This is a genomic window from Mesorhizobium sp. WSM4814 (genome assembly GCF_055811595.1).
Map to the genome: position 1 here is coordinate 15,006 of NZ_JBVVQT010000016.1, position 15,921 is coordinate 30,926.

The window sequence follows — 15,921 nt, forward strand, 5'->3', positions numbered from 1 at the left end:
CCCGTCCGCGGACCTTTTCGAGCAAGACGCCGCCTGGGGCTAATGGGCTTAGGGCTGATGGGCTTGGGCAGGCAATCGTCCATGCCGCCCCCAATCGCGCCAAAGTCGCGCCAGGGACGCTGCGGCACTTTGATTTTTGCGCATGATCCCCAGCGAAATCGATTCCGATTCTCCGGGTCATGCGCTAGCCTTGCCCGCAGTGTATTCCGACGGTTGTCGGTAGAACCGAAGCCGCGTTATAGATCCCGCAAGGGTGTTGCCGATGTTGCGACGGATCCTGCCTTTTTTCGTGTGCCCGATGCTGCTGCTAGGGGGCGGCTGCTCGCGCAGCTACGACGGTACCGTCGTCATTCCAAGGCCGCTCGATGTCCGGCGGTTCTGGGACCGGCCGCAGCAGCAGGCGCAAGCCGAACAGCCGCAGTTGCTGCAGACCGATGTCTTTCCTGCGGCGCCCGAAACGCCGGAAACAGCGGCGGCCCGCAAAATCGGCACCTCCGCGGCGCCGAGGAGGAAAATCGCCAGGATTGCCAAACAGCCGCCGATGCCGTCATCCGAGCCGGCGAAACCGCTCACCTGCAGGAACGTCAGCCAACCCGGAAAACGGGTCCGCATGGTCTGCGAATAGCCAGCCGGCATTCAAGCGCTGGCAGCTAAAAGATGCGCGCCCCGAAAAACGTTGCTGCGCAGCTGCCGCAGCGGTTCGGTCCGCGCAGGCCGAGTGCATGAGCCGACTGGTGGGTTTCGGGCTGCCTGATCGGCGTTGCCGGCAGCCGCGTTGAACCTTATCCGGCCTTCGACGTTAAACAGCCATTGCAACGCCGCGCGTCGCTTTGGACGCACAAAGCATGCTGTGGCGTTCGCATGGTCCTTTCCGAACCGAAGGGCAGCGGAGCAGAGATCGATCCCGATCCCTTGGCGCTGGATGGTCAAAGGAGACCGAACACATGTCGATTCACTTCAATGTCTCGGAACTCACCAAAAATCTGTTTCAATCGCCCAGAAACCTGTTTCACCCACTGACACTGGACCATGAGCGCGCGCCGAGACCCCTCAGCCCTGAGCAAAGTCTTTTGCTGGAATGCTACCTGGCCGGTCAGATTCCGGAATCGGCCTGGAGCGACTACGTCTTCGAGACGCCGGAATTGGCACGCCATGTCGATGCGAGACGCGGGCAACACTGATATCTGGTGAACCGGTCCGATCGCTCGAGGTGACGCCACCGAACGACGCTTGGCTGAATCGGCGGCCCGATCAGCGTGCCGTTGCGCTTGAAGCTGAGGGCGCCCGACGACAATAGCCCTCGAGACAAAAAGGCCGGCACATGGCCGACCTTTCCTTCCACCTCGACCGCGCCAGTACATCCGTGGTCACGGGTTGGAGGTGAATTGCCGACCAGTAGATAGGGATTTGGTTAACGATTCCTTAACTGACGGGAACCGCTCGTCGACGCGTCGTGGCCAATCTGATTTGCGTCTTCGTGATCAGTGCAGAAAGTCGTCTTTAAATGCGGCACATATTATTAATCGTTGTACACCAACGTGTTAGCGTATGAGGCATATCGAAGATGCATGTCGCGCAAAAGCATGCCCTCGGGCCTGACCCGAGGCTGCGCAGCGTTTTTGCGATAACGACATGCATAAAAACAAGAACTTAAAGCGCGTCGCATTGGATCCGTTCAGCCGAAACGCGCTTTAGCCTATTCTGGAAGTCGACTTATGGCCGTGCTTGGCGCTCTCCCTCCTGGCGTTCGCTGTCGACCAATTCGCGAAGCAGATTGGCAAGGAGTGGTCGACTGCCTGTGCCGGGGGTTTCCGAAGCGTGACCGGAGTTACTGGATACAGGCGCTAACCCGTTTGGCGCAGCGGCCTCCCGTCGCCGAGTTCCCACAATACGGCTTGGCCTTGGAGAAGGCCGATCGGATCGTCGGCGTTGTGCTGACCCTGTATACCCGTTATCCCGGGCAGGAAGGCGACGAAGTCCGCTGCAACCTTTCAAGCTGGTCCGTCGACGCAGAATTCCGTCCCTATGGCGCCAAATTGGTCACGACGATCCTCAAGCGAAGGGACGTGACCTACACCAATATTTCGCCGGCGCCCGCAACGTTAAAAGCCAACTGGGCGCTCGGTTTTCGGCCCTTCACCACCGGACAATTTGCCTTCTTGCCGGCTTTTAGTTCGGCGCAGCGGTCATGTCGCGTGCTTGAAGCTCGTCCCGATCTTGCGGAAATGGCGATGCTGTCCGACAGCGAGAGATACATACTCTCGGAACACTCAGCGCTTGGCTGCCGGTCATTAATTTGCATTTGCGACGGAGCAGCGTTTCCTTTCGTATTGATGCCGCGCCGGATATTGCGCGATCTTATCCCATCCTACCAGATCGTCTATTGCCGCTCTCTCGCGGATTTGAGCCGGTGCGCCGGTACCATCGGGCGCTTTCTCTTGCGAAGCGGCATCCTGCTTTGCGTCGTCGACGCCAGGGAGCCGATTGGAGGTCTGTTCGGGTGGTACCGCGCCAACAGCGGGCTGAAATATTTTAGGGGTCCCAGACCACCCTCGCTTGGAGATCTGTCGTTCACCGAACTTGTGATGTTCGGTCCCTGAACGACCAGCGCGGCATCAGTCATGCCGCACCGCTTCGCAGCTGAAATGGCAAAAGCGAACCCCCGCCTCCCGGGGCGAGGGTTCCATTTTTGAAAATGACGATCTGTTACTGAACAGGGGCTGTCTGAGCTGGCGGGGTTGCGGGTGCCGGCGTCATCGTGTCGGCTGGAGGCGGCGGCAATTGGCCAGCGGTCGTCGCCTGCGTTCCGCCCGATTGAGTTTGGTCACACGCCGCCAGGGCAGCAAGCGCCAGGCCGAACGCGGCGAATAAGGGTAGTTTGCGGGTCATATACAGTCCCTTCCATGGACGCCACCCGCAGGCCTGATCATCAGGACCGCTGCCTCCAGGTCAACCGTCGCTTCGTCGTCGACGCTTCAAACATTCTTACGTCCCGTAAAAGGCGGCGGGCCTTCTGGCTCGGTTAGATCGGCCTGGGCAAGCAAAACCGTGAGAGTGAAAGCCTCACGCCCCGGCCTGCGACTTCACATGGGCGATATAGCCGCGCACGTCGGCCGCCGGCTCGGCATACGCCTTGCCGAGCTTCTTTTCGATCGCCGTCATGTACTCCTTCGCCCATTGGGGCAGCGCGTAGTCGATGGCGGCCAGGAATTCGAGCGTCGCCGCCAGGCGGATGTCGGCGATCGACGGGTTCTTGCCGCCGATGAACGGCTTGCCGTTCCTGAAGAAGCTGTGAAAGACCTCCAGCGGCTCGGCTATCGCTGCTATAGCGGCCTTCTGGGCTTCCGCCTTCTTGTCGGGATGAGCGTCGCTGTGGCCGACCTCGCCGGCATATTGCGGGAAATTCAGCGCAGGATAGGTGGCGCGCGCCACATAGGGGTAGAGCGTGCCGATCAGATAGAACATGGCGCTGTCGATCATCGCCCGCTTGGCCGGCGCCTTGGGATATAATTTCTCCAGCCCGTGCTTGTTGGCGAGATACTGCATGATGGCGCAGCTTTCCCACAACACGCCCCTGGGCAGGCCCTTGTCCTCGATCATCGGCGTCAGATGGGCCGGGTTTCGCGCCATATACTCGGGCGAGCGCGTGTGGCCCCATACGTCGGTCTCGGAATGGTCGAGCCCGGCCGCGCGCGCAAACACCCGTACGCTCATATTGTTGACGCTCGGCTTCAGCATGCTGAGCATCAGTGCAGACTTCTTTCCTGATTTCGCCTTGGTCTTCCGCGCCGATCCCGCGGACGCCTTGTCTGCAGCTTTTGCGGCGGCTTTCGCTGCCGGCTCGGCGGAAGCTTTCGATGCCTTGGCTGCAGGCTTTGTCGCGGCCTTGGCGGCTGGTTTCGTAGCGGCCTTGGCGGCCGGCTTCTTTGCACTCTTCGTTGTCATCTTTGCCATTGTGTCCTCCCTTTGTTTGGCCTGTTGTCAGAATGGATTTTTCGGCGCGCGGTCTTCTGACAAGGTCGCACGGGAGCGCTCGACCAGCGCCTGAATCGCGTCGGCGAGATGCACTTCGGCGATTGCGTAGTCGCCGCGCGCGACGCGAAGCTTGTGCGCCTGCATCAGCACGTCGGCATGGGTAAATCCCGCCGGCGGCTCGAAACGGTAGGAAGCGAGCTCGATCAGCAGGCCGAGCGGATCCTCGAAGTAGATCGAATCCATAAAACCGCGATCCTTGACGCCGCTGTGTTTGATGGCGCGCTCGTCGAGCCGGGCGACCGCCTGCAGGAAGGTGACCCGCGACACCGCAAACGCGATGTGATGGACGCAGCCCGGATCGGTCGGCGTGCGCCGTTTCTCCGGCGTGCGGCTCTCGTCGGTGAAGATGGTGATCAGCCGGCCGTCACCCGGATCGAAATAAAGGTGGCTTTCGCTGGCCTTGTCGAGATTGGGCTGCTCGAAGAGAAAGGCATGCCAAGCACGCCTTCCCAGAAGTCGATCGAAGTCTGGCGCCCGGCGCCGACCAGCGTGATGTGATGGACGCCCTGAGATTGCAGTTTCTGCATTGGCCTTCCTCCCTGGCAGCCGGACGCCGTCGTGTTCTCTTCGCCCCCGGTGCCGCTCGCGGTTGTGCTGCCTGGTGCCTGGCACGAGGATTATCAGGAGATGCTAAATCAACCGGCGACGATGCGCCAGAAGCCAGGCCACATAGGGACGCTTGCATTGGAAGGCCCTGGGTAGCGCAAACGGTAGCTAAGCGCTGCGAGCCTTTCGGCCGCCCTCAAGCTCGATGATTCTTTGAGCCGCCTTCGCGATAAAGCCGGACCGGGTATAACCGTGCGCCTCGGCAAAGGCGTCAATTTGGCTTAGAACATCTTCAGCGAGCGTGATGTTCACGCGGACAGCTTTCTTGGCCTCGGTCTTCACCGCAACCAAGATTGCAACGCCGTCTCGATTATCGGCGTCGGCCATGACGCCTTCCAAGCTGGAGGGTTCTGGAATGGCTTCGCCATCTTCGACAAGCCCTTCGATGTGAAAGGCAAGGGCCTGCTCAGCCATGGCACGAGCGTCGTCCAGATCGGTGCCGGCGGTGACAACGCCGGGAAAATCGGGAAAGGACACACCGAAGTCGCTGTCGGTATCCTTATGGATCAATCCGATATACTGCTTCATTGTATCTACCTCAGCTTTAGACCGGATTGACGTTCAATGCTCCGCAAGGTTCCCAAAGGAATATCCCTTTTGGGGTGCGGAACCGTGACTCTGCCGGCTTTCTTCTTGTGTTTGAATTGTGCATGGCTGCCCCTTCGAGCAACTTCATACCAACCATCAGCCTCCAGGGCTTTGATCACGTTTGCACTTTTCATGTGTATGAATACACACTAGCTGTAAAAGATGCAACAAAGAAGCTAAAGTCAGTCTTTCGAATAGCCATGTCCGGTCAAAGGCTAGGATTCTTCCGAGCAGGGTTCCGCGCATTTTATCGCACGCGCGGGGCCTATGCCCACGGTTGCGTCGAGCGCCTCCAGCCCTTCAGTTCCGCCGTCTTTCGCGTCCGTACAGGGTCGTTATCGACTAATATTCGATGCAAGAGACCGCAAGCGAGCTAAGCGTTGAAATCCTTGGTACGCCCAAGGGGAATCGAACCCCTGTTCCCGCCGTGAGAGGGCGGTGTCCTGACCGCTAGACGATGGGCGCGTTCAAGAACCGGCGATATAGGCTGACGGCCGGGAAAAAGCAACTGGGCTTCTGGCAGTCTATGGTGCCGGGAAAATATCCGTTGCGGGCCTATCGTTTTGGCTCGATCAGGTCCCAGAGATTTCCATGGAGATCGGCGAAAACCGCCACAGTGCCATAAGGCTCAACGCGAGGCGCCTCGCGGAATTCGACGCCCTTTTTGAGCATTGCCGCATGATCGCGGACAAAATCGTCGGTTTCGAGGAACAGAAAGACGCGGCCGCCGGTCTGGTTGCCGATGCGGCTTGCTTGCATATCGTCCGACGCTTCGGCCAGCAGCAGCCGCGCGCCCTGTCCGTTCGCCGGCGCCACCGTGACCCAGCGCTTGCCGCCGCCGAGATCGACGTCCTCGGTCAGCAAAAAGCCCAGCCTGTCGACATACCAGGCGATCGCCTCATCGTAATTGGCGACGACAAGCGCGACGCTGGCGACGCGGCGATGTTCGGCGAAACCAGTCATTTGTTGCGGATCGAAAAGCGGCCGATGATGCGGCGCTCAGTGATGTCGTAGACAAAAATGGCGCGGCTGCCGTCGGCAAGCTCCGCATCGATGGAGACGCGGTTGCCGGAAAGCGACTGGCTGATGACCCTGGTGCCGACCGGCAGCACGATGTCGCCGGTCAGTGGCTCGCCTGATGGGACCTGGATGTCGCCGGCAAGGGATGGGGCTGCCGGTGGCGCGGTGCGCGTTTTGTAGACAAGGGCTGCAATCACCACCATAAGGGCGAGGAACAGCAGGCCGAGATTGATGCCGACGAAGCGGACGAGCTTCTTGCGCACCTTTTCGACTTCGGGGTCGAGCGGCTTTTCCTCGTCTTCATCGGCAGCAGCCATGGCAAAACATTCCGGAACGATTTTCGATGAGCGCTCATAACGAAGAGACCCCGATATTGATAGAGGATGGATTGACGGGCGGATCGCCAGAGGGAGAATCGGTCGTGCTGGAAGCAGGCGCCGATGCGGCGGGCCAGCGGCTCGACCAATGGCTGGCGGGCAAGCTCGGCCCGGACATGTCGCGCAGCCGGGTGCAGATGCTGATCCGGCAGGGCGCCGTCAAGGTCGGCGGCCAGCCGGTCAACGAGACCAAACGCAAGATGGCAGCCGGTGACCGCGTATCGGTCGACATGCCGGAGCCGGAGCCGGCGGAGCCGCAAGGCGAGAACATCCCGCTCGACGTCCTCTATGAAGACAATGAATTGATCGTCATCGACAAGCCGCCGGGGCTGGTCGTCCATCCCGGCGCCGGCAACTGGACCGGCACGCTGGTCAACGCGCTGATCCACCATTGCGGCGACAGTCTTTCCGGCGTCGGCGGGGTGCGGCGGCCGGGCATCGTCCACCGCCTGGACAAGGAGACCAGCGGCGTCATGGTCGTGGCCAAGACCGACCGCGCCCACAAATCATTGTCGGAGGCCTTTGCCGACCATGGCCTGACCGGCGATCTCAAACGCGCCTATCTGGCGCTGGTCTGGGGCATTCCGATGAGACCGACAGGCACGGTCGACGAGCCGCTCGGTCGCGCCGCCGACCGCGTGCGCCGTGCCGTGGTGCCAGAGGGCCGCGACGATGCCCGCCACGCCGTCACCCATTTCACGGTGGCCGAGCGCTTTGGCGAGCAGCAAAAGGAGTTTGCCACGGCGAGTCTGGTCGAATGCCGGCTCGAGACCGGCCGCACCCATCAGATCCGCGTCCACATGGCTCATATCGGCCATCCGGTCGTCGGCGATCCCGATTACGGCCAGGCCTTTCGCACCAAGGCGAACCGGCTGCCCGAGCCGCTGAAAGGCCGGGTAAAGGCCTTTCCGCGACAGGCATTACATGCCCGCCTGCTTGAATTTCGGCATCCGACTACCCATTTACCGATGAGGTTCGAGGCGCCGCTACCGAGCGACATGGAGGAACTCGTGGACGGCTTCCGCAGACTCTGAACCGGCTTCATCCATTCAAAACCAGATCGGCAAAAACCTGACCCGCGTTGTTCACTTTGGCGTGACACACTGTTTCGTGTTGAACCAAATGCTGTCCTTTCTGGTTTTGTTCCTGTATACATCCGCTGTCGCGAACGAGCCTTTTGGCGTTCGTGATTTATGCCCGCCGCGTTAGGGGGCACCACTCCAAGAGAGAGGGGCGCTATCATGGCCCAGTCACTACCCAGTATCGTTTCCGGCGAAGGCGGCCTCAGCCGCTACCTGGAAGAAATCCGTCGCTTTCCGATGCTTCAGCCGCAGGAAGAGTACATGCTCGCCAAGCGTTATGCTGAGCACGAGGACACAACGGCTGCGCACAAGCTCGTCACCAGCCACCTTCGGCTCGTCGCCAAGATCGCCATGGGCTATCGCGGCTACGGCCTGCCGATCGGCGAGGTGATCTCGGAAGGCAATGTCGGCCTGATGCAGGCCGTCAAGAAATTCGAACCGGAGCGCGGCTTCCGGCTCGCCACCTACGCAATGTGGTGGATCAAGGCGTCGATCCAGGAATACATCCTGCGCTCGTGGAGCCTGGTCAAAATGGGCACCACCGCCAACCAGAAACGCCTGTTTTTCAACCTGCGCAAGGTGAAGGGCAAGATCCAGGCGCTCGACGATGGCGACTTGAAGCCCGAGCAGATCGCCGAGATCGCCACCCGCCTCAACGTGTCGGAAGCGGAAGTGGTGTCGATGAACCGCCGCCTGTCGGGCGACGCCTCGCTCAACGCGCCGATCCGGGCGAGCGAAGGTGAATCAGGTGAATGGCAGGACTGGCTGGTCGACGACCACGAAAGCCAGGAAGAGGCGCTGATCGAGCAGGACGAACTGGAAAACCGGCGCGGCATGCTGTCCGGCGCTCTTGCCGTGCTCAACGAGCGCGAGCGGCGTATCTTCGAGGCGCGCCGCCTGGCCGAGGAGCCGCTGACGCTGGAAGAGCTGTCGGCCGAGTTCGACATCAGCCGCGAGCGCGTGCGCCAGATCGAGGTGCGCGCCTTCGAGAAGGTGCAGGACGCGGTCAAGGCCGCAGCCAAGCGCCAGATGCAGGCGCTGCGCACCATCGAGGCGCAGCCGGCGGCGTAAAACCTCCGGCGGAAAAACAATAGCGGCGGCGTCAGGTAACCTGGCGCCGCCTTTTTTGTGGGTCCTCCGACTGCGGGGAACTGTCCCTTGGTGTCATATTCCAGCTAGGGTTGCCGGTTCCGCGGCCTTCGCGAACGCCCGATCCGTCGCCATAAACCGCTCAATCATCGGTGTGATCAGCCTGGCCGGCTCATAGCGGCATTATAGCAATTTTCCCCAAGCCCTGGAAACCGCAACGCTGCAAATTGTGGCGGCAATGTTCCGGCGCCGACACGGGTTCCGTCGCGAAATTTCACGAGGCGGCGCTTGCGGCAAGCGGGCGCGACAACGGGCCGTCGGGGCTGCGCTGGGCAGTTGAGCTCGCCTGTTTGGAAACCAAAGGCAGTATGACGATGACGATTTCTCCGTTTCTCACCGCTCTCGGATCCGACGGTCCCCCAGCCGACCGAGCGAAAGACATGGACCTGTATGGATGGCTAATTGGAAGCTGGGAACTGGACACGGTCCACTACCGCGACGACGGCACAATCCAGAAGTGGAACGGAGAATGCCATTTTGGCTGGGTGCTCGAAGGCCGCGCGATTCAGGACGTCTGGATCAGGCCCAAGCGCCCTGCGCCGTCCACGATGTATGGCACGACTTTGCGCATCTTCGATCCTGGGATCGATGGCTGGCACATCATATGGAATGACCCGCTCAACCGAGATCACTCGCGCCAGATCGGGCGGGCCGAGGGTAAGGACATTGTCCAACTCGGCACTGATTCGCGCGGTCTGAAAACTCGATGGCGTTTCACCGAGATCACTGCCAACAGATTCCATTGGATCGGCGAGGAAAGATCTTCCGAGAGCGACCCTTGGCAAATCACGTATGAACATTTAGTCCGCCGAACAAAACCCGGAAGCTAGACTGGCTAGCCTCTGCGCTGCCCCTCATCCGGCAGGGCGATGAGTGGCGGCGCCGAGATTGCAAAAGTTGAACCCGCGCCCCTCAAAGGCAATCCAACGGAAATTTCAAATAGCGGCGGCCGTTGGATTCCGGTTCCGGCAGGCGCCCGCCATTCATGTTGACCTGCAGCGCGTGCAGGATCAGCCTCGGCATCGGCAGCGTCCTGTCGCGCGCCTCGCGCAACGCAACGAAATCGGCCTCCGTCCTGCAGGCGGCAACATGGGTGTTCTTGGATTTTTGTTCCGCGACCGTGCTCTCCCACAAGGGCTCGCGCCCCTCCGCCTGGTAGTCATGACCGACGAACAGACGTGTCTCGTCCGGCAGCGCTAGGATATTTTGGATCGAGCGCCAGAGTTGCGCGGCACTGCCGCCGGGAAAGTCCGCTCTCGCAGTGCCGCTGTCCGGCATGAACAGCGTATCATGGATGAAAGCGGCGTCGCCGATCACATAGGTGATCGAGGCCAGCGTGTGGCCTGGCGAAAAAAGCACCTTTGCCGGAACGCCGCCGACCGAAAAGATCTCGCCGTCGGCAAACAGCCTGTTCCACTGGGATCCGTCGGCAGGAAACCCCGGCCAGTTGTAGATTGCCTTCCACAGTTTCTGGACGTCGACGACTTTCTCGCCGATCGCCGTCGGCGCTCCTGTCTTCGTGCTGAGATAGTGTGCCGCCGAGAAATGGTCGGCATGCGGGTGGGTGTCGAGGATCCATTCGACAACCAGCCGTTGATCTCTGATGAAGTCGAGCAGGGTGTCGGCATTTTTCGTGGCAGTGGCGCCGGACTTCTCGTCGAAATCGAGGATCGGATCGATGATTGCGCATCGTCGCGTCTGCGGGTCGGCAACGACATACTGGATGGACCCGCTCGGCTTGTCGTAAAAGCCTGCCACCTGCAGCTTGGCCGATGATGCGTCCAATCCCGGCTCCCTCAATTCCCACCCGGCAGGAATGGTTTTCCCTGCCGGGGTAAAAGAAGAGCATGGTCATTCGCCAGCGCCATGCCGTCAAGCACCGCATGCTTCGCCGAGGCAAAAAAGCCGAAAATCCTTCCGTGCCGCCTTCTCAGGCGGAGGGCTGCTTGGTCTTGCGCAGATACGGCAGGATCGTCTCGAAGGCGCCGAAACGCTTGACCGCATCCTCGTTGGAAACGGCGGCGGTGATGATGACGTCCTCGCCCTGCTTCCAGTTCGCCGGCGTCGCCACCTGGTGCTTGGCGGTCAACTGTATGGAATCGATCGCACGCAGGATCTCATCGAAGTTACGGCCGGTCGTCATCGGATAGGTGAGAACCAGCTTGATCTTCTTGTCGGGGCCGATGACATAAACTGAACGCACCGTAGCGTTGTCGGCGGGCGTGCGGCCCTCCGAGGTTTCGCCGGCGCCCGCCGGCAACATCTCGTAAAGCTTGGCGACCTTGAGGTCCTTGTCGCCGATCAACGGGTAGTTCACCGATTGGCCGGTCGCCTTCTTGATGTCGTCCTGCCATTTGCCATGGCTTTCGACCGGATCGACGGAAATCCCGATGATCTTGACGTTGCGCTTCTTGAACTCGCCTTCCAGCCCGGCCATCGTGCCGAGCTCGGTCGTGCAGACCGGCGTGAAATTCTTCGGATGGCTGAAAAGCACCGCCCAGCCGTCACCGATCCATTCGTGGAAGTTGATCGTCCCTTGCGTGGTTTCGGCCGTGAAATCCGGCGCGGTGTCGTTGATACGAAGGCTCATGATGCGTCCCTACCCTGTGATTGCAGCCGGCATGGACCATCCACCGGCCCTGCTTCCGCCTTTTTACCACTGCGGCGTCATCCTTCATACGCCTGTTGCACCGGTACCGGGGCCGGCGACGACAACTTTTTCGCCTTTTGTTGTAAACAGCAGCATTCCCGCCCATTGATGCCGGCACAATAGGGCGTTGGGCGCGATGGCAGTGGAAGTCTAGGCCTTGTTCACCGCCAGCGTCGTCGCCAGATCTTCCATGCGCTGGGCGAGTGCGCCAAGCGCTTGGGTCAGTACGGAATCGTTCTTGTCGGCCTTGGTCAGCGCGTCGTCACGCGTCTTGCGCAGCGTCAGCACTTCGCTTTCCATGCCCTTGACGCGTTTTTGCAGTTCCGAAAGCTCGTCCATGACCATGATGCCGGCCATCACCGTCAGCCGCTGGTCGCCGATTTCGCCGAATGAGTCTTTCAGATGCGAGACATAGCGGTCGAAGCGCTCGGCAAGGTCGATCAGATGCTCTTCCTGGCCTTCGTCGCAAGCCATGCGATACTGCTTGCCATCGATGGAAACCGTGACTTGTGCCATTGGGCCAGCCCCTATCTATCCAACACGGCGCGGATGGTTTCCATGGCGGTCACCAGCCGACGCGACACTTCCTTGTTGGCGTCTTCCAGCCGTTCGGCGCGCGCTTCGGAATTGTCGAGTTCCTGCGCCAGCCGCGAGCGGTCGGCGTTCATGCGCTGCACCTCCGCCTCGGCTTCCGTATAATCGCGCTCGTGCTCGAGCTTGGCCGCGACGGCGTTTTCCAGCCCCTCGATGGCCTTACCCAGCCTGGCGATGACTTCCTTGAGTGTCGTTTCCCCGGTCATGGCTTTCGTCCTGCGCCCTGCCCATCACCGAATCATCCACGTTCAGAACGCGTTATGTCTGAAACATTACGCGCCGTGTGAAGCCAACGTCAATAAAGCTCTCGCGACTGTCCCCTGCTAACGCTAATTTAGGCCACCAAAGCCCTTCTGGCGCCATCGCAAGTCCGGCAAAAGCGCCGGTTTACTGACCAACAAGATCGGCAAAAACGCGCCGGTTTGTTGACTAAAAAGCCGCGCCTGCTATGTGTCGCGCACCCTTTCCAGGGCTCTCCCAAGGCCCCGAACCCCGACACTGGAGGAAGCATGACCTCGCGTGAACAACATGACCGGATGGCCAATGCGATCCGTTTTCTTTCCATGGACGCCGTCGAGAAGGCCCAGTCCGGCCACCCCGGCCTGCCCATGGGCTGCGCCGACATCGCCACGGTGCTGTTCACGCGTTTCCTGAAATACGATGCGAAGAACCCGCATTGGCCCGATCGCGACCGTTTCATCCTGTCGGCCGGCCACGGTTCTATGCTGCTTTATTCGCTGCTTTATCTGACCGGCTACGAGGATATCACCCTCGACCAGATCAAGCATTTTCGGCAAGTGGGATCGAGAACGGCGGGCCATCCCGAATATGGCCATGCCGCCGGCATCGAGACGACGACCGGCCCGCTCGGCCAGGGACTTGCCAATTCGGTCGGTTTCGCGCTCGGCGAGCGCATCATGAATGCCGCCTTCGGCAACGACCTCGTCGACCACTACACCTATGTGCTGGCCGGTGACGGCTGCCTGATGGAGGGCGTTTCCCAGGAAGCCATCGCACTTGCCGGACATCTCAAGCTGAACAAGCTGATCGTCTTTTGGGACAACAACAACATCTCGATCGACGGCCCGGTTTCGCTGGCCGACAACACCGATCAGGTCGCCCGCTTCCAGGCGTCCGGCTGGAACGCCAGCCACATCGACGGCCAGGATCCGGAAGCGATCGCCTATGCCATCGAGGCGGCGCGCCATTCCGACAAACCGACGATGATCGCCTGCAAGACGACGATCGGCTTCGGCGCGCCGACCAAGGCCGGCACCAACAAGGCGCACGGCTCGCCGCTCGGCGCCGAGGAAATCGCCGGCGCGAGAAAATTCTTCGGCTGGGATTATCCGCCCTTCGAAGTTCCTGCCGATATCCTCGATGCCTGGCGCGACGCCGGCAAGACCGGCGTCAAGGCACGCGCCGACTGGGAAGGCCGCCTTGCCAGGGCCGACGCCCAGTTGCGCAGCGAATTCGAGCGCCGCATCAGTGGCACGCTGCCGGCAAATTTCGACGCCGTCATCACCGACTACAAGAAGAAGCTCGCCACGGACAAACCGAAGGTCGCCACCCGAAAATCGTCGGAAATGGCGCTCGAAGTCATCAACGGCGCCGTGCCGGAAACCATCGGCGGCTCGGCCGACCTGACCGGCTCCAACAACACCAAGACCAGCCAGACCAAGAACATCACCTCAGACGACTACGGCCAGCGCTACGTTCACTACGGCATCCGCGAGCACGGCATGGCCGCCGCGCTCAACGGACTGACGCTGCATGGCGGCCTCATCGCCTATGGCGGCACGTTCATGTGCTTTTCCGACTATGCCCGTCCGTCGATGCGACTCGCCTCGCTGATGGGCATCCGCTCGATCTTCGTCATGACCCACGATTCCATCGGTCTCGGCGAAGACGGCCCGACCCATCAGCCGGTCGAGCATCTGGCCGCATTGCGCGCCATCCCGAACCACAATGTCTTCCGCCCGGCCGACGCGGTCGAGACCGCCGAGTGCTGGCAGCTGGCCATCGAGCAGGAAAAGACGCCTTCGACGCTGGCGCTGACCCGGCAGAACCTGCCGGCGGTGCGCAACGACTTCGTTGCGGAAAATCTTTGTCGCCAGGGCGCCTATGAGCTGGCCGCCGCCAGTGGCGACGCCGCGGTGACGATCTTCGCTTCGGGCTCCGAGGTCGAGATTGCGCTGGCGGCGCGCGAGGCATTGGAGAAGCACGGCCATCCGACCCGCGTCGTCTCTGTGCCCTGCTTCGAATTGTTCGACAAGCAAAGTGCTGATTACCGCAACAAGACGATCGGCGACGCGCCGATCAAGATCGCCATCGAAGCCGGCATCCGCCAGGGCTGGGATCATTTCATCGGCACCGACGGCATCTTCATCGGCATGACCGGCTTCGGCGCCTCTGGCACGATTGAACAGCTCTATCCGCATTTCGGCGTCACCGCCGAAGCGACGGTGAAGGCGGCGGAAGCCCGCCTGCACGGCGAGTAAATGTACTGGTACCCGGCGAAGCCGCACATGGCGGTTTCGCCGGCAGCCGCGACCTAATGGACTTAAATCCAACCCATCGACGGCTGGATTCTTTGCCAGCCCGCCGTTATGAAGCTGCGGACTTGATCTTCGGCCTCCAACTCCCAAGGAGAGAAAAATGACCGTCAGAGTTGCCATCAACGGATTCGGCCGCATCGGCCGCAACATCCTGCGCGCCATCCACGAATCCGGTCGCAAGGACATCGATGTCGTCGCCGTCAACGACCTCGGCCCGGTCGAGACCAATGCGCATCTGCTGCGCTACGACAGCGTGCATGGCCGCTTTCCGCATGAAGTGACGGTCGACGGTGACCAGATCACCGTCGGCAGCGAAAAATTCAAGGTCACCGCGATCAAGGACCCGACGCAGCTGCCGTGGAAGGATCTCGGCATCGATATCGCGCTCGAATGCACCGGCATCTTCACCGCACGCGACAAGGCCGCCGCGCACCTCGCCGCCGGCGCCAAGCGCGTCCTCGTCTCGGCGCCGGCCGAGGGCGCCGACCTCACCGTCGTCTATGGCATCAACCATGACAAGCTGACCAAGGACCACATCGTCATCTCGAATGCCTCCTGCACCACCAACTGCCTGGCACCGCTGGCAGCCGTGCTGCATGAGGCCGTCGGCATCGAGAAGGGCATGATGACGACGATCCACTCCTACACCGGCGACCAGCCGACATTGGACACCATGCACAAGGATCTCTACCGCGCCCGCGCCGCAGCGCTGTCGCAGATCCCGACCTCGACCGGCGCGGCCAAGGCGATCGGCCTGGTGCTGCCCGACCTCAAGGGCAAGCTCGACGGCATCTCCATCCGCGTGCCGACCCCGAACGTCTCGGTCGTCGATTTCAAGTTCATCGCCAAGCGTTCGACCACGGTGCAGGAAATCAACGAGGCGGTGATCGCCGCCTCCAACGGCAAGTTGAAGGGCGTTCTCGCCGTCACCAGTCACCCGAACGTGTCGATCGACTTCAACCACGATCCGCATTCCTCGATCATGGCGCTCGACCAGACCAAGGTCATGGACGGCAACTTCGTTTCGGTGCTGTCCTGGTACGACAATGAATGGGGTTTTTCCAACCGCATGGCCGACACCGCAGTCGCCTTCGGCAAGACCATCGCCTGACCGCAGAACCATCTTCTTGCGACTTGAAACGCCCGGCCTGTCCGGGCGTTTTCATGAGAGCGCCCAGCGCCCTTTTGGATGCGCAAACGACGCTCCAAGGGTTTGTTCGGCCAGACCCGCGGCTTGAGCGCCAAAACACTCAAGAACCAGC

At 61.1% G+C, this 15,921-nt stretch carries 18 protein-coding genes, 1 tRNA gene and 1 pseudogene; 8 read left to right on the forward strand and 12 right to left on the reverse strand.

Annotation, left to right across the window (positions count from 1 at the left end; all coding sequences use genetic code 11):
- Positions 1–262: 262 nt before the first annotated feature.
- The 3 genes from AC0L2V_RS21900 (at position 263) to AC0L2V_RS21910 (ending at position 2,600) form a co-directional block, all read left to right on the forward strand.
- Positions 263–625 carry a hypothetical protein gene (locus AC0L2V_RS21900; RefSeq protein ID WP_473494704.1) on the forward strand — a complete coding sequence of 121 codons (363 nt, stop codon included), beginning with the start codon at positions 263–265 and terminating at the stop codon, positions 623–625.
- A gap of 319 nt (positions 626–944) precedes the next feature.
- On the forward strand, positions 945–1,181 hold the full coding sequence (locus tag AC0L2V_RS21905; RefSeq protein ID WP_473521166.1) for a hypothetical protein: 237 nt from the start codon (positions 945–947) through the stop codon (positions 1,179–1,181).
- Between the two features lie 534 nt (positions 1,182–1,715).
- Entirely contained in the window at positions 1,716–2,600 is an 885-nt protein-coding gene (locus AC0L2V_RS21910) for a hypothetical protein (protein WP_473521167.1), read from the forward strand.
- A 463-nt stretch (positions 2,601–3,063) separates the two neighbouring features.
- On the opposite strand, the gene AC0L2V_RS21915 is transcribed toward AC0L2V_RS21910, so the two are convergent.
- The 7 genes and pseudogenes from AC0L2V_RS21915 to AC0L2V_RS21945 form a co-directional block, all read right to left on the reverse strand.
- The gene (locus tag AC0L2V_RS21915) at positions 3,064–3,954 is read right to left on the reverse strand and encodes a glutathione S-transferase family protein (RefSeq protein ID WP_473521168.1); all 891 of its coding nucleotides are present in this window, start codon (positions 3,952–3,954) and stop codon (positions 3,064–3,066) included.
- A gap of 27 nt (positions 3,955–3,981) precedes the next feature.
- A pseudogene (locus tag AC0L2V_RS21920) lies at positions 3,982–4,562 on the reverse strand (VOC family protein).
- Between the two features lie 187 nt (positions 4,563–4,749).
- On the reverse strand, positions 4,750–5,169 hold the full coding sequence (locus tag AC0L2V_RS21925; RefSeq protein WP_473494701.1) for a type II toxin-antitoxin system HicB family antitoxin: 420 nt from the start codon (positions 5,167–5,169) through the stop codon (positions 4,750–4,752).
- 5 nt (positions 5,170–5,174) lie between these two features.
- On the reverse strand, positions 5,175–5,363 hold the full coding sequence (locus AC0L2V_RS21930; RefSeq protein WP_473521169.1) for a type II toxin-antitoxin system HicA family toxin: 189 nt from the start codon (positions 5,361–5,363) through the stop codon (positions 5,175–5,177).
- A gap of 256 nt (positions 5,364–5,619) precedes the next feature.
- A tRNA-Glu gene (locus tag AC0L2V_RS21935) sits at positions 5,620–5,694 on the reverse strand.
- Positions 5,695–5,784: 90 nt separating this feature from the next.
- On the reverse strand, positions 5,785–6,192 hold the full coding sequence (locus AC0L2V_RS21940) for a VOC family protein (RefSeq protein WP_473521170.1): 408 nt from the start codon (positions 6,190–6,192) through the stop codon (positions 5,785–5,787).
- Entirely contained in the window at positions 6,189–6,566 is a 378-nt protein-coding gene (locus AC0L2V_RS21945; protein ID WP_473521171.1) for a fimbrial protein, read from the reverse strand. The genes AC0L2V_RS21940 and AC0L2V_RS21945 overlap by 4 nt, the downstream gene beginning before the upstream one ends.
- Before the next feature lie 26 nt (positions 6,567–6,592).
- On the opposite strand from AC0L2V_RS21945, the gene AC0L2V_RS21950 reads away from it, so the two are divergent.
- Positions 6,593–7,660, forward strand: a complete 1,068-nt coding sequence (locus AC0L2V_RS21950) for an RluA family pseudouridine synthase (protein ID WP_473521172.1) — start codon at positions 6,593–6,595, stop codon at positions 7,658–7,660.
- Between the two features lie 207 nt (positions 7,661–7,867).
- The gene (gene rpoH / locus AC0L2V_RS21955; RefSeq protein ID WP_023797074.1) at positions 7,868–8,779 is read left to right on the forward strand and encodes an RNA polymerase sigma factor RpoH; all 912 of its coding nucleotides are present in this window, start codon (positions 7,868–7,870) and stop codon (positions 8,777–8,779) included.
- A gap of 93 nt (positions 8,780–8,872) precedes the next feature.
- Here the strand turns inward: rpoH and AC0L2V_RS21960 are convergent, their stop codons facing one another.
- The gene (locus tag AC0L2V_RS21960; RefSeq protein WP_473521214.1) at positions 8,873–8,947 is read right to left on the reverse strand and encodes a hypothetical protein; all 75 of its coding nucleotides are present in this window, start codon (positions 8,945–8,947) and stop codon (positions 8,873–8,875) included.
- 218 nt (positions 8,948–9,165) lie between these two features.
- Between AC0L2V_RS21960 and AC0L2V_RS21965 the strand changes: the two genes are divergently transcribed.
- Positions 9,166–9,687, forward strand: coding sequence for a hypothetical protein (locus AC0L2V_RS21965; protein WP_473521173.1), 522 nt, complete (start codon positions 9,166–9,168; stop codon positions 9,685–9,687).
- Positions 9,688–9,769: 82 nt separating this feature from the next.
- Here the strand turns inward: AC0L2V_RS21965 and AC0L2V_RS21970 are convergent, their stop codons facing one another.
- The 4 genes from AC0L2V_RS21970 to AC0L2V_RS21985 all read right to left on the reverse strand — a co-directional run bounded on the left by AC0L2V_RS21970 (position 9,770) and on the right by AC0L2V_RS21985 (position 12,307).
- On the reverse strand, positions 9,770–10,642 hold the full coding sequence (locus tag AC0L2V_RS21970) for an MBL fold metallo-hydrolase (protein WP_473521174.1): 873 nt from the start codon (positions 10,640–10,642) through the stop codon (positions 9,770–9,772).
- A gap of 145 nt (positions 10,643–10,787) precedes the next feature.
- Positions 10,788–11,447 carry a peroxiredoxin gene (locus AC0L2V_RS21975; RefSeq protein ID WP_077380501.1) on the reverse strand — a complete coding sequence of 220 codons (660 nt, stop codon included), beginning with the start codon at positions 11,445–11,447 and terminating at the stop codon, positions 10,788–10,790.
- Positions 11,448–11,657: 210 nt separating this feature from the next.
- Positions 11,658–12,023 carry a cell division protein ZapA gene (locus tag AC0L2V_RS21980; RefSeq protein WP_023797070.1) on the reverse strand — a complete coding sequence of 122 codons (366 nt, stop codon included), beginning with the start codon at positions 12,021–12,023 and terminating at the stop codon, positions 11,658–11,660.
- Between the two features lie 11 nt (positions 12,024–12,034).
- Positions 12,035–12,307 (reverse strand): DUF4164 domain-containing protein, encoded by a 273-nt coding sequence (locus AC0L2V_RS21985; RefSeq protein ID WP_023797069.1) that lies wholly within the window; start codon positions 12,305–12,307, stop codon positions 12,035–12,037.
- A gap of 303 nt (positions 12,308–12,610) precedes the next feature.
- On the opposite strand from AC0L2V_RS21985, the gene tkt reads away from it, so the two are divergent.
- Positions 12,611–14,602, forward strand: a complete 1,992-nt coding sequence (tkt, locus tag AC0L2V_RS21990; RefSeq protein WP_473521175.1) for a transketolase — start codon at positions 12,611–12,613, stop codon at positions 14,600–14,602.
- A 157-nt stretch (positions 14,603–14,759) separates the two neighbouring features.
- Positions 14,760–15,770 carry a type I glyceraldehyde-3-phosphate dehydrogenase gene (gene gap / locus AC0L2V_RS21995; protein ID WP_473521176.1) on the forward strand — a complete coding sequence of 337 codons (1,011 nt, stop codon included), beginning with the start codon at positions 14,760–14,762 and terminating at the stop codon, positions 15,768–15,770.
- The last annotated feature ends 151 nt before the right edge of the window (positions 15,771–15,921 follow it).

What these genes read in the sequence shown, in the direction of transcription:
- AC0L2V_RS21900 (WP_473494704.1), top strand. Translation starts at nt 263, where the DNA reads ATGTTGCGACGGATCCTGCCTTTTTTCGTGTGCCCGATGCTGCTGCTA.
- AC0L2V_RS21905 (WP_473521166.1), top strand. Translation starts at nt 945, where the DNA reads ATGTCGATTCACTTCAATGTCTCGGAACTCACCAAAAATCTGTTTCAA.
- AC0L2V_RS21910 (WP_473521167.1), top strand. Translation starts at nt 1,716, where the DNA reads ATGGCCGTGCTTGGCGCTCTCCCTCCTGGCGTTCGCTGTCGACCAATT.
- AC0L2V_RS21915 (WP_473521168.1), bottom strand. Translation starts at nt 3,954, where the DNA reads ATGGCAAAGATGACAACGAAGAGTGCAAAGAAGCCGGCCGCCAAGGCC.
- AC0L2V_RS21925 (WP_473494701.1), bottom strand. Translation starts at nt 5,169, where the DNA reads ATGAAGCAGTATATCGGATTGATCCATAAGGATACCGACAGCGACTTC.
- AC0L2V_RS21930 (WP_473521169.1), bottom strand. Translation starts at nt 5,363, where the DNA reads ATGAAAAGTGCAAACGTGATCAAAGCCCTGGAGGCTGATGGTTGGTAT.
- AC0L2V_RS21940 (WP_473521170.1), bottom strand. Translation starts at nt 6,192, where the DNA reads ATGACTGGTTTCGCCGAACATCGCCGCGTCGCCAGCGTCGCGCTTGTC.
- AC0L2V_RS21945 (WP_473521171.1), bottom strand. Translation starts at nt 6,566, where the DNA reads ATGGCTGCTGCCGATGAAGACGAGGAAAAGCCGCTCGACCCCGAAGTC.
- AC0L2V_RS21950 (WP_473521172.1), top strand. Translation starts at nt 6,593, where the DNA reads ATGAGCGCTCATAACGAAGAGACCCCGATATTGATAGAGGATGGATTG.
- rpoH (WP_023797074.1), top strand. Translation starts at nt 7,868, where the DNA reads ATGGCCCAGTCACTACCCAGTATCGTTTCCGGCGAAGGCGGCCTCAGC.
- AC0L2V_RS21965 (WP_473521173.1), top strand. Translation starts at nt 9,166, where the DNA reads ATGACGATGACGATTTCTCCGTTTCTCACCGCTCTCGGATCCGACGGT.
- AC0L2V_RS21975 (WP_077380501.1), bottom strand. Translation starts at nt 11,447, where the DNA reads ATGAGCCTTCGTATCAACGACACCGCGCCGGATTTCACGGCCGAAACC.
- AC0L2V_RS21980 (WP_023797070.1), bottom strand. Translation starts at nt 12,023, where the DNA reads ATGGCACAAGTCACGGTTTCCATCGATGGCAAGCAGTATCGCATGGCT.
- AC0L2V_RS21985 (WP_023797069.1), bottom strand. Translation starts at nt 12,307, where the DNA reads ATGACCGGGGAAACGACACTCAAGGAAGTCATCGCCAGGCTGGGTAAG.
- tkt (WP_473521175.1), top strand. Translation starts at nt 12,611, where the DNA reads ATGACCTCGCGTGAACAACATGACCGGATGGCCAATGCGATCCGTTTT.
- gap (WP_473521176.1), top strand. Translation starts at nt 14,760, where the DNA reads ATGACCGTCAGAGTTGCCATCAACGGATTCGGCCGCATCGGCCGCAAC.